This window comes from Sphingosinicella sp. BN140058 (assembly GCF_004135585.1).
In the GTDB taxonomy this organism is placed as follows: Bacteria; Pseudomonadota; Alphaproteobacteria; order Sphingomonadales; family Sphingomonadaceae; genus Allosphingosinicella.
The window spans coordinates 856803-868928 of sequence record NZ_CP035501.1; the positions used below are offsets into that span (position 1 = coordinate 856803).

Below are 12126 nucleotides of genomic sequence, written 5' to 3' on the forward strand. Positions count from 1 at the left end.
GCCGAACATGACCGCCGAGACCTCGACCCGCTTCACCCTCCACCGCGACGCAGGCGCGCGCTTCGGAGGCTTTTTCCGCAATGCCTGGAGCCGGCGGTGGGTGAGGATGCTCGCCATTCTCGCCGCGCTTCCGGTCATTCTGTACGGCGCCCTGTGGCTGCTCTTCGCCCGCGACCTGCCGTCGGCCGAATCGCTGCTCACCTACCAGCCGCCGCTGCCGACCAACGTCCGCGACATCAACGGCGAGCCGGTGCAGACCTTTGCGCGCGAACGCCGGGTCGAACTGAGCTACGACGAATTTCCGCAGCAGCTGGTCGACGCCTTCACTTCGGCCGAGGACAAGACCTTCTTCAGCCATGGCGGCATCGATTATCCCGGCCTGGTCGGCGCGGTCGGAGACTATGTCTCCAAGGTCGGCAGCGGCGCCCGGGCGCGCGGCGGATCGACGATCACCCAGCAGGTCGCCAAGAACCTTCTGCTCGGCGACGAATATTCGGTGACCCGGAAGATCAAGGAAGCCTTCCTGGCACGCCGCATCGAAAGCGTTCTGACCAAGCAGCAGATCCTGGAGCTGTATCTCAATCAGATCTTCCTCGGCCGCAATGCTTACGGCGTGCAGGCCGCAGCGCGCGCCTATTTCGACAAGGACGTCACCGATCTCACTTTGCCCGAGTCCGCCTATCTCGCCATTCTTCCCAAGGCGCCGAGCAATTACGATCCCAACCGCAATGCCGAGCGGGCGACCGAGCGCCGCAACTGGGTGCTCTCCGAGATGGAGCGCAACGGCAAGATTTCCGCAGCCGAGCGCGACGCGGCGCAGCGGGAGCCGCTCGGCACCGTGCAGTTCGCCCGCAACACCGTGCGCAATTTCGGCGGCTATTACATGGAAGAAGTGCGTCGTCAGCTGATGGAGCGCTATGGCAGCGAGACCGAGAAGGGCCCGAACGGCGTTTACACGGGCGGCTTGTGGGTGCGCACCTCGCTCGACGTGCCGAAGCAAAAGGCCGCGGAGACGGCGTTGCGCGACGGCCTCGTCCGCTACGATCGCGGCAAGGGCTGGCGCGACCCTGGCCTGTCCGTCGACATCGACAAGAATTGGGCGGCGCAGCTCGCCCGCGCGCCGATCGGCACCGGCTATGAGGATTGGCGGGCTGCGGCCGTGCTCGACAAATCGGGCGGCAGCGCCACCATCGGCTTCGCCGACGGCAGCCAGGCCAGCCTCCCCGCCTCGGCCGCCTCGATGCCGAAGCGCGGCACCGCCACGGCCGCGTTCAACTTCCTTCGGCCGGGCATGGTCATCGTCGTCAAGAAGGAAGGCGCCGGTTACACGCTGCGGTCGATCCCGGAAATCCGCGGCGGCATGGTTGTCGAGGAGGTCTCGACCGGCCGGATCCTGGCGATGCACGGCGGCTTCGACGCCAAGGGCGACGACTTCAATCGCGCTGTTCAGGCGCAGCGCCAACCGGGCTCCACCTTCAAGCCGATCGTCTATTCGGCAGCGCTCGACAACGGCATGACTCCGGCGTCGATCGTCGTCGACGGCCCCTTCTGTGTCTGGCAGGGCGCGGGTCTGGGGCAGAAATGCTTCCGCAACTTCTCCGGCGGAAACGCCGGGCCGCAGACGATGCGCTGGGGCATCGAGCAGTCGCGCAACCTGATGACGGTGCGCACCGCCAACCAGACCGGCATGGACAAGGTCACCCGCCTCGCCCGCATTCTCGGCGTCGGCGAATTTCCCAATTACCTTTCCATCGCACTCGGCGCGGGTGACACCACCGTGCTCAAGATGACCAATGCCTTCGCCATCCTCGCCAATAACGGCAAGCAGGTGACGCCGACGGTGATCGACTACGTCCAGGATCGTAACGGCAAGGTGATCCTGCGCGCCGACACGAGACCGTGCGAAGGCTGCAACGCCCCGGACTGGAACGGCAAGCCGATGCCCCGGCCGCCGCTTCGCACCAAGCAGCTGATGGATGCGATGACCGCCTATCAGATGGTCCATATCCTGGAAGGCGTCGTTCAGCGCGGCACCGCCCAGGTGCTCCGCGATCTCGGCCGGCCGCTGTTCGGCAAGACCGGCACCACCAGCGGCCCGACCAACGTCTGGTTCATCGGCGGATCCCCTGACATCGTTTCGGGCATCTACATGGGTTTCGATCACCCGCGGCCGATGGGCGGCTATGCGCAGGGCGGAACCCTGGCGGCGCCGATCTTCAAGCAATTCGCGCAGGTCGCCTTCAAGGATGTCCCGCCGGTGCCATTCCGCGCCCCGGCCGGCATTCGAATGGTCCGGATCGATCGACGGTCCGGCCGCAAGGTGTTCGGCGAGTGGCCGACGGACGATCCGAAGGCGGCGGTGATCTGGGAGGCGTTCAAGCCTGAGAGCGAACCGCGCCGCACCCTGCAGCGCTATGGAACCGGGCCGCAGGCCGTCGCCACCACTGCGGCGGCACCGCGGGCGGCGCGCCGGGCGGCAGCCCCGCGACCGCAGGCGAAGGCGCCTTCGACCAGCGAGTTCTTGTCAAATCAGGGCGGCATTTACTAGGGCCGCAACTAAGTCTTGGCCGCAAGGCCGGTGCCGCGCCGACGCGCGGCCTGAAACGTGATTGGAGAAATTCGATGCGCGCCGAAGCGCAAGCCCATGTCGACCAGATCCGGTCGGCTCTCGCCCTCCTCCGCCGCTTCCTCGACTGGGATCGCGCGCTGGCGCGGCTCGACGAGCTCAACGCCCGCGTCGAGGATCAAAGCCTCTGGAACGATCCCAAGCTCGCCCAGGACGTGATGCGCGAGCGCCGTCGTCTCGAAGAGGCGATCGGCGCGACCCGCGGCATCGAGAAGGAGCTCGAGGATACGATCGAGCTCAGCGAGATGGCCGAAGCGGAGGGCGACGAAGGCCTCGTCAACGATGCGATCGAGTCGCTGGCCCAGCTCGCCGAACGCGCGGAGCAAGACAAGGTCAAGGCACTGCTCGCCGGCGAGGCCGATGCTAACGACACCTATGTCGAGATCAATTCGGGCGCCGGCGGCACCGAGAGCAACGACTGGGCTGGCATGCTCCAGCGCATGTACACGCGCTGGGCCGAACGCCACGGCATGAAGGTGGAACTGATCGATTATCACGCCGGCGAGCAGGCCGGGATCAAGTCGGCGACCCTGTTGGTCAAGGGCGAGAATGCCTATGGCTATGCCAAGACCGAGAGCGGCGTCCACCGCCTCGTCCGGATCAGCCCCTATGACAGCTCGGCGCGCCGGCACACCAGCTTCGCGTCGGTCTGGGTCTATCCGGTGGTCGACGACAATATCGAGATCGAGATCAACGAAAGCGAATTGCGCATCGACACCTTCCGGGCGTCGGGCGCCGGCGGCCAGCACATCAACACCACCGATTCGGCCGTGCGCATCACCCACCTGCCGTCCGGCATCGTCGTTCAGAGCCAGGCGCAGCGATCGCAGCACAAGAATCGCGCCGAGGCCTACAGCCAGCTGCGCGCCCGCCTCTACGAGGCCGAGCTGCAGAAGCGCGAAGCGGAAGCAAACGCGACCAATGCGACCAAGACCGACATCGGCTGGGGCCATCAGATCCGCTCCTACGTCCTGCAGCCCTATCAGCTGGTCAAGGACCTGCGCACCGGCGTGACCTCCACCGCGCCGTCCGACGTGCTCGACGGCGATCTCGACCGCTTCATGGCCGCCGCCTTGTCGCAGCGCGTCACCGGCGAAAAGGTCGACGTGGAAGATGTCGATTAAAGGGGTTCGCCTCTTCCCTGTCCTCGAGTCCTCACCACGCGGCAGAGGGCCCTCGCAGATCGTCCCCGTCCTCGCAGGTCTGCTCCTGCTTTCCGGCTGCCAGAAGCAGCCCGAGGAGCCGGTCTTTCCCAAGCCGCAGCGGCCGGTCTCGCCGATCGTCTCGCCGCGCTTCTCGAACGAGGATGCCCGCGACCGCATCGGCGAAGCGGACACCGTGATGAAGCTGGCCGATATCCGTGCTGGTATGTCGGTCGCGGACATCGGCGCCGGCGAGGGCTATTATACGGTCCGTCTTGCCCCTCTGGTCGGCAAGGAAGGGCGGGTGCTCGCACAGGACATCGTGCCGGCGACGATCGAGGGGCTCGCGCGGCGGGTGCAGCGTGAGAATCTCGACAATGTAGCGGTGAAGACCGGCGAGCCGGCCGACCCCAAGCTGCCCGAGCGATCGTTCGATCGGATCCTGATGATCCACATGTACCACGAGATCGAGTCCCCGCTCGAATTCCTCTGGCACATTCGCGACGATATGAAACCGGGCGGCCGCGTCGTCGTCGTCGATGCCGACCGCGCCACCGATCGCCACGGCACGCCGCCGCGGCTGCTGATCTGCGAATTCGCCTCGCTCGGCTTCGAACTCACCCGCTTCGAGCGCCTCGCCGACACCGAAAGCTATTTCGCCCAATTCGAACCGAAACTCCCGCGCCCGCAGCCGACCGAAATCCCGGTCTGCCCGGCCTGAGCGGCTAGAGAAGGCCTAGGCCGCGAAAACTCGCCCAGGCCTCGCCGGCGAAGATCAGATGGTCGTGGAGGCGGATGTCGAGCGCGCGCGCGGTCCGCGCCAGTACCGCCGTTGCCGCCTTGTCTTCCTCGCTCGGCTTTGCCGTGCCGCTCGGATGGGCGTGCGCAACGATCATGCCGGCTGCCTCCAGCCGCAGCGCCTCCGCGATTATCGCGCGCAGCGGCAGATCGGCAAAGTCGGTGCTGCCGGGATGAGACGAGACGCCGAGCAAACGGCGATCCGCGGCAAGGTACAGGACGACGATCTGCTCGCGCGCGGCGTTTTCGAAGTGCGGGCGAAGCGCAGCAACGGCCTCTTCAGCGGTTGTGATCACCGGCTCCATCCTCCCAGACTATCCGATCTGCCGCCGCTTCCCAACCCGCCGCTCCGCCGCCATACAGAGCCCATGACTCCCTACCTCCAGCTTCTCTCCCGCATTCTCGACGAGGGCGTTCGCCAGGACGACCGCACCGGCACCGGTACCTTGGCCGTGTTCGGCCACCAGATGCGGTTCGATCTGTCCCAGGGCTTTCCGCTCCTCACCACCAAGAAGCTGCACCTTCGCTCGATCATCATCGAGCTGCTCTGGTTCCTGCGGGGCGAGACCAACATCGGCTGGTTAACCGAGCATCGGGTGCGGATCTGGGACGAATGGGCAGACGAGAATGGCGATCTCGGACCGGTCTACGGGAAGCAGTGGCGCGACTGGGAAGGGCCCAACGGCCAGCATGTCGATCAAATCGCCGAACTGATCGCCCTGATCCGCAAGGATCCGGCCTCGCGGCGCCAGATCGTCTCGGCCTGGAACCCGGCCGAGATCGGCCAGATGGCGCTGGCGCCGTGCCACTGCCTGTTCCAGACTCAGGTCGCAAACGGCCGATTGAACCTGCAGCTTTACCAGCGCAGCGCCGACGTCTTCCTGGGCGTCCCGTTCAACATCGCCAGCTATGCGCTGCTTACCCACATGCTCGCCCAGCAATGCGATCTGGAGCCGGGCGTGTTCGTCTGGACCGGCGGGGACTGCCACCTATACTCGAACCACCTCGATCAGGCGCGGCTGCAGCTGACCCGCGAACCGCGCCCGCTGCCGACCCTGACCATCACCCGCAAGCCCGAGGCGATCGACGCCTACGCCTATGAGGATTTCGAGATCACCGGATATGATCCCCACCCGCACATCAAGGGCGAGGTCGCGGTGTGAGCCAAGAGATCACAATCGTCGTTGCTCGGGCCGACAATGGCGTGATCGGCAAGGACGGTACCCTTCCATGGCACATTCCGGCCGATCTCAAGCATTTCAAGCAGGTCACGCGCGACACCGCGATGATCATGGGCCGCAAGACCTTCGACAGCCTCCCAGGCCTCCTGCCGGGACGGCGACACATCGTCCTCACCCGCGATCGGGCTTGGCGCGGCGATGGCGCCGAGGTCGTGCACTCGGTCGAGGCCGCTTTGACTACCGCGGGTAAGAGCCTCGTCACGGTGATCGGCGGCGCCGAAATCATTGCCCTGTTCGAGCCGATCGCCACGGCCGCCGAGCTCACCGAAGTGCATCTCGATGCTGAAGGCGACACTTGGATGGCCCCTTTGCCGGGCGCGCGCTGGCGCGAAGTCGCACGGGAAGACCATGCGGGGGAAGGGACGCTGCCGGCATTCAGCTTCGTGCGGCTGGTCCGCGGCTAGGCAGACGCGCGGCACTTTCCTATAGGCGTCGCATGGAGCGGCTGGACGGCGGCTCGGCGGTTCCGCAGGCGCTTCGCGGGGGCATCGTCGCGCTCGGCAATTTCGATGGTTTTCACGAGGGGCACCAGGCGGTGGTCGGGCGCGCGGTCGCGCGCGGGCGCGCCGAAGGGCGGCCGGTGATGGTCGCGACCTTCGATCCGCATCCTGTGCGTCACTTCAAACCCGACGCCGCGCCGTTCCGCCTGACCACGCTCGATCAGCGCCAGCGCCTGTTCGAGGCCGCAGGCGCCGACGCGATGCTGGTCTTCTCCTTCGACGACGCGCTCGCCGGGACCAGTGCGGAAGGGTTCATTCGCGAACGGCTGCTCGGCCTGATCGGCGCCGCCGGGGTGGTCACCGGGGAGGACTTCACCTTCGGTCGCGGCCGCGGCGGCAACGTCGAGTTGCTGCAGCGCGCCGGCGCCGAGCTCGGTTTCTCGGTCGATGCGGTGGGGCCGATCGTCGAGGATGGCGAGCCGGTCTCGTCGAGCCGGATCCGCGAGGCGCTGCAAGCCGGGGATTGCGACACCGCCACCCACTTGCTGACCCGTCCGTTCGCGATCGAAGGCCTGGTCGAACATGGCGACAAGCGTGGCCGGGAGCTCGGTTACCCCACCGCCAATCTCGCGCTCGGCACCTACCTTCGCCCGCGCTTCGGCATCTACGCCGTGCGCGGACGGCTGGAGGATGGCCGGGTTGTGAACGGCGCCGCCAATATCGGTGTTCGGCCGACCTTCGATCCCCCCAAGGAACTGCTCGAACCCTATTTCTTCGACTTCAGCGGCGATCTCTACGGACAGCGCCTCGAAGTCGAATTCATCTCCTTCCTCCGGCCCGAGGCGAAATTCGACAGCCTGGAGGCGCTGATGGCGCAGATGGACGCCGATTGCGCAGAGGCCAGGCGCCGTCTCGCATGAGGGTTTCGCGCTGGGTCGGCGGCGGCATCGCCGCCTGCGCCGTCGCCGTTTCGCTGATCAACGCCTCCTGGATCGCGCCGACACCCCGCGACCATCTCACCCTCATCGCGCATCACGGCCTGGCGCAACCGTCCGACGGCGACTCCGCGGCCGGCTGCACCGCGCCCCGGATCCGGCCCGTAGAGGATAACAAATATATCGAGAACAGCCTGCCCTCGATGTTCAAGGCCTCGCGCATGGGTGCTGCGGTGGAACTCGACGTGCAGGCAACCGCCGATGGGCAGATGATCGCATTCGGTGATCCGGTCCTCGAATGCCGCACCAACGGCAGCGGCCCGGTTCGGGCACGTTCGCTGGCCGAGCTCAAGACCCTCGACATCGGCTACGGCTATACGGCGGACGGCGGCCGCACCTTCCCACTCCGCGGCCGCGGCATCGGCGGCATGCCGAGCGCGGAGGAGGTGCTGCGCGAGGTGCCCCAGGCCAAGCTCGTCTTCCGCTTCGCCGGCAACGATCCCCGCGATGCCGACCGCCTGGCCGCGGCGTTCCGGCGCATGGGCATGCCGATCGACGGCAAATACGCTTTCCATGGTGCACGAGCGGTCCTTGAACGCATGCGGCAACTCGCGCCGGGCGCCTGGACCTTCGACAGCGGGTCGGACGGCGCGTGCCTTGACGACTATCTGAAGGTCGGTTGGACCGGCTACGTCCCGGCAAGCTGCCGCAACACCACCATTTTCATCCCCATCGAAGGCCAGTGGAAGATCTGGGGCTGGCCGAACCGGTTCCAGAAGCGCATGGCCGATGCGAACAGCCGGCTGATCATGATCGGCGGCCGCGAGCACGGCCGGATCGTCGGCATCGATCATGCGGAGCAGCTCGGCGACGTGCCGCGCGATTTCCGGGGCTGGCTCTGGGTAGAGGATTTCTACGAGGCGGGCCGGGCGCTCGGGCGCTAGACGCTTGCCCGCATGGCGGCTAAGTCCCACCGCGACATGTCCGAGAAACCCGAAACCACCCCGCAGGATTGGCGCGACACGGTCTTCCTGCCGAAGACCGATTTCCCGATGAAAGCCGGCCTTGCCCAGAAGGAGCCGGCCATCCTCTCGCGCTGGGCCGAGGAAGGTCTCTATCAGCGCCTCCGCGAGGCCCGCGCCGGGCGCGAGCGCTTCATTCTCCACGACGGCCCGCCGTACGCCAATGGCGACATCCACATGGGCCATGCGATGAACAAGATCCTCAAGGACATCATCGTCCGCTCCCAGTCGCTGCTCGGCAAGGATGCGCCCTATGTCCCGGGATGGGACTGTCATGGCCTGCCGATCGAGTGGAAGATCGAGGAGCAATATCGCAAGAAGAAGCTCGACAAGGATGCGGTTCCGCCGCGCGAGTTCCGCGCTGAATGCCGGGCCTATGCCGAGAAGTGGGTCGGCATCCAGGCCGAACAGTTTCAGCGCCTGGGCGTGATGGGCGAGTGGGACAATCCCTATCTCACCATGAAGTTCGAGGCCGAGGCCAAGATCGTCGAGGAACTGCTCAAATTCGCCGAGAGCGGCCAGCTCTATCGCGGGGCCAAGCCCGTGATGTGGTCGCCGGTCGAAAAGACCGCGCTCGCCGAAGCCGAAGTCGAATATGAGGAGATCACCTCGACCCAGATCGACGTCGGCTTCGAGATCGTCGAAAGCCCGGTTGACGCGCTGGTCGGCGCTCAAGCGGTGATCTGGACGACGACACCGTGGACGATCCCGGTCAACCAGGCTCTCGCTTATGGCCCGGAGATCACCTACGCCCTCGTCGAAGCCGGCAGCCGCAAGCTGCTGATTGCGGAAGACCTGCTCGGCGCCTTTGCCGCGCGCCTCGGCGAAGAGGTAAAGACGACCGGCGTACAGCTGCGCGGCGCCGATCTCGCCGGCACCGTCGTCCGCCACCCGATGCATGCACTCGGCGGATTCTTCGCCCGGCCGCGGCCGATGCTTGCCGGCGACTTCGTCACGACCGACGCCGGCACCGGCCTCGTTCACATGTCGCCCGATCACGGCGAGGACGATTTCCTGCTCTGCAAGGCGCACGGCATCGATCCGGTGTTCGCGGTCACGGACGACGGCCGCTATCGCGAGGATTGGGGCTGGCTTCCCGGCGGCGGCAGCGTGATCAATCCCAAGTTCAACGCACCCGACGGCCCGATCTGCTCGGACCTGCGCGACACCGGCGCGTTGCTCGCCGCCTCTGCCGACTTCCGCCATTCCTATCCGCACAGCTGGCGCTCCAAGGCGAAGATCATTTTCCGCTGCACGCCGCAATGGTTCATCCCGATGGACGGCACAGGGGGAAGTCCGAAACCCGTTCGGGCTGAGCCTGTCGAAGCCCTTTCTTCGACTTCCGCCGAGCAGCAAGAATCGGATGGCCTTCGACAGGCTCAGGCCGATCGGAGCGCAGCGGAACAGCGGGCCAGCGGCAACGGGACCCTCCGTCAGATCGCTCTCTCCGCGATCGACGAAACCCGCTGGGTGCCGGAAAAGGCGAAGAACCGGATCAGCGCGATGGTCGAGGGCCGTCCGGACTGGGTGATCAGCCGCCAGCGCGCCTGGGGCGTGCCGATCGCGCTCTACGTCCATCGCCAGACCGGCGAATATCTGCGCGACGCCGCCGTCAATTCCCGCATCATCCGCGCCTTTCACGAAGGCGGCGCCGACGCGTGGTTCAGCGCCGACCACCAGGCCCTGCTCGGCAGCGGCTACCGGCTCGAAGACTATGAGCCGATCGTCGACATTCTCGACGTCTGGTTCGATTCCGGATCGACCCACAGCTACGTCGTCGAGGCGCGCTACGGCGAAGGCACCCGCGCCAATCTCTATATCGAAGGATCGGATCAGCATCGCGGCTGGTTCCAGTCGTCCTTGCTCGAAAGCTGCGGCACCCGTGGCCACGCGCCCTACGACGCGGTCCTCACCCACGGCTTCGCGCTCGATCAGAATGCGCGCAAGATGTCGAAAAGCCTCGGCAACGTCGTCGACCCGCTGGCGATCATCCGGGAAAGCGGCGCCGACATCCTCCGCCTCTGGGTCGCCTCGACCGACTATTTCGAGGATGTTCGCATCGGCAAGGAAGTGCTCGCGGGCACCGGCGACGCCTATCGCAAGCTCAGGAACACCTTCCGCTACCTGCTCGGCGCTCTCGCCGACTTCGACGAGAGCGAGCGCGTCGCCGTCGCCGAGATGCCGGAGCTCGAGCGCTGGGTTCTCCATCGCCTCGCGGCGATCGACGCCGAGCTGAAGGAGGCGGTGAACGGCTTCGAGTTCAATCGTTACTCGCGGCTGCTCACCGGCTTTGCCAACGACGAACTGTCCGCATTCTTCTTCGATATCCGCAAGGACGTGCTCTATTGCGATATCGGACCCAAGCTGCCGCAGGGATCGATCACCCGCCGTGCCTATCGGACGGTCCTCGACACGGTCTTCCACGCGTTGGTGCGGTGGCTGGCGCCGGTGCTCAGCTTCACCACCGAGGAAGTCTGGGGTACGCGTTACCAGCAGGACGGCTCCGTCCACCTGCTGGAATGGCCCGAGATCGATGCCGCGTGGCGCGATGACGCGCTGAACGCCAAGTGGCAGCAGATCGCAGCGACTCGCCAGCGCGTGACCGAAGCGATCGAACCGCTGCGCCGCGGCAAGGAGATCGGATCAAGTCTCGAAGCCGACATCGTTGCCCGGGTATCGAGCGACGCGCTCGCGACCGCCCTGGCGTCGATCGACTTCGCCGAAATCTGCATCGTTTCGTCGGCGAAGGTCGAGACGGGCGAAGACGCCGTGACAGTGACGCGCACCGACAAGGAAAAGTGCGGCCGCTGCTGGCGCTATCTGCCCGAGGTCGTCGAAGAAGGCGCGCTGTGCGGGCGCTGCGAAGAGGTGGTGAATGGCTGAGCTGAGTGCGGCGGACCGGGAGCGCATACAGCGCAACCGCAAGCTGGGTATGACCATCGCCGCCACCGTTCTGCTGCTCGATCAGGCAAGCAAATGGATCGTCACCTACGTCCTCCAGCTGCAGCAGCAGGTGGTGATCACCCTGGCGCCGATATTCGATCTGCGCTGGGTCGAGAATCGCGGCGTGTCGATGGGCTTCCTGACCGCGGGCAGTCCGCTGGAGCGCTGGCTGCTGGTGGCGATGACGGGGGCGATCTCGATCTTCGTCGTGACCTGGATGTGGCGCGAACGCCGGCGCGACGATGCGATCGCCCTCGCCTTCGTGCTCGGCGGCGCGCTCGGCAACATCATCGATCGCATTCGGCTCGGCTACGTCGTCGATTTCGCCGATCTGCATTTCGGCGACATCCATCCCTTTTTGGTCTTCAATGTCGGCGATGCAGCCATTACCATCGGCGTCCTGTTATTGTTGGTCCGCGCGCTGTTGACGCGCGACCGTACGCCCGCCCCGGAGGACAAGTGAACATGCGTAAGATCAACATCGCCCTCGCGGTCATGGCGGGAAGCCTTGCTCTCGCCGGCTGCGGCTCGAGCGGCGTCCTCGGTCGCGAGCGCCCCGACGAGTTTGCGGTTGCCCGCAACGCGCCGCTGGTCATCCCGCCGGATTACTCGCTGGTGCCGCCGCGCGCCGGCGAACCGGCCCCGACCGGCGCCGACGCACGCACCCAGGCGCTCGAAGCTTTGTTCGGCGGCCCGGCGCCGCGCAGCGATGCCGAGCGCCAGCTGCTCAATCAGGCCGGGACTGCCAACACCGCCATCGGCGCGCGCTCGGTGGCCGGCGACCCGGGAACAAATGTCGTCGACAAGGGCGCGACCACCCAGACGATCCTCAACTCGCCGTCGGGTGCCGGGCGCGACGCGACCGTCACCACGCCGCAATAAGCCGTCGCTTCGCGCCGGGAGGCGCGCAGCTCGCTCGAAAAGGGCGGAAGTGCAGGCGCGCTTCCGCCCTTTTCGCGTCCGCATTGACCATTCCTTA

The 12126-nt window shown here is 66.3% G+C and carries 11 protein-coding genes; 10 read left to right on the plus strand and 1 reads right to left on the minus strand.

Annotation, left to right across the window (positions count from 1 at the left end):
* Positions 1-7 precede the first annotated feature (7 nt).
* The 3 genes from ETR14_RS03960 to ETR14_RS03970 all read left to right on the plus strand — a co-directional run bounded on the left by ETR14_RS03960 (position 8) and on the right by ETR14_RS03970 (position 4489).
* On the plus strand, positions 8-2548 hold the full coding sequence (locus ETR14_RS03960; RefSeq protein ID WP_129383463.1) for a penicillin-binding protein 1A: 2541 nt from the start codon (positions 8-10) through the stop codon (positions 2546-2548).
* 74 nt (positions 2549-2622) lie between these two features.
* Positions 2623-3750, plus strand: a complete 1128-nt coding sequence (gene prfB, locus ETR14_RS03965) for a peptide chain release factor 2 (RefSeq protein ID WP_129383464.1) — start codon at positions 2623-2625, stop codon at positions 3748-3750.
* Positions 3740-4489: a class I SAM-dependent methyltransferase gene (locus tag ETR14_RS03970; protein ID WP_129383465.1), complete on the plus strand. Its 750-nt coding sequence runs from the start codon at positions 3740-3742 to the stop codon at positions 4487-4489. The genes prfB and ETR14_RS03970 overlap by 11 nt, the downstream gene beginning before the upstream one ends.
* Before the next feature lie 4 nt (positions 4490-4493).
* On the opposite strand, the gene ETR14_RS03975 is transcribed toward ETR14_RS03970, so the two are convergent.
* Positions 4494-4862: a JAB domain-containing protein gene (locus ETR14_RS03975; protein ID WP_165356301.1), complete on the minus strand. Its 369-nt coding sequence runs from the start codon at positions 4860-4862 to the stop codon at positions 4494-4496.
* Positions 4863-4934: 72 nt separating this feature from the next.
* On the opposite strand from ETR14_RS03975, the gene ETR14_RS03980 reads away from it, so the two are divergent.
* From ETR14_RS03980 to ETR14_RS04010, 7 genes are read left to right on the plus strand one after another with little or no spacing between them, the layout of a single operon-like run.
* Positions 4935-5729 (plus strand): thymidylate synthase, encoded by a 795-nt coding sequence (locus ETR14_RS03980; RefSeq protein ID WP_129383467.1) that lies wholly within the window; start codon positions 4935-4937, stop codon positions 5727-5729.
* Positions 5726-6211 (plus strand): dihydrofolate reductase, encoded by a 486-nt coding sequence (locus tag ETR14_RS03985; RefSeq protein WP_129383468.1) that lies wholly within the window; start codon positions 5726-5728, stop codon positions 6209-6211. Before ETR14_RS03980 ends, ETR14_RS03985 begins: the two co-directional genes overlap by 4 nt.
* Before the next feature lie 32 nt (positions 6212-6243).
* Positions 6244-7167, plus strand: a complete 924-nt coding sequence (locus tag ETR14_RS03990; RefSeq protein ID WP_129383469.1) for a bifunctional riboflavin kinase/FAD synthetase — start codon at positions 6244-6246, stop codon at positions 7165-7167.
* A complete protein-coding gene (locus ETR14_RS03995) occupies positions 7164-8126 on the plus strand; it encodes a glycerophosphodiester phosphodiesterase family protein (RefSeq protein ID WP_129383470.1) in 963 nt (320 codons plus the stop codon). Before ETR14_RS03990 ends, ETR14_RS03995 begins: the two co-directional genes overlap by 4 nt.
* A gap of 36 nt (positions 8127-8162) precedes the next feature.
* On the plus strand, positions 8163-11087 hold the full coding sequence (gene ileS / locus ETR14_RS04000) for an isoleucine--tRNA ligase (protein ID WP_129383471.1): 2925 nt from the start codon (positions 8163-8165) through the stop codon (positions 11085-11087).
* Positions 11080-11610, plus strand: a complete 531-nt coding sequence (gene lspA, locus ETR14_RS04005; RefSeq protein ID WP_129383472.1) for a signal peptidase II — start codon at positions 11080-11082, stop codon at positions 11608-11610. Before ileS ends, lspA begins: the two co-directional genes overlap by 8 nt.
* A gap of 2 nt (positions 11611-11612) precedes the next feature.
* Positions 11613-12029: a DUF3035 domain-containing protein gene (locus ETR14_RS04010; RefSeq protein ID WP_129383473.1), complete on the plus strand. Its 417-nt coding sequence runs from the start codon at positions 11613-11615 to the stop codon at positions 12027-12029.
* Positions 12030-12126 lie beyond the last annotated feature (97 nt).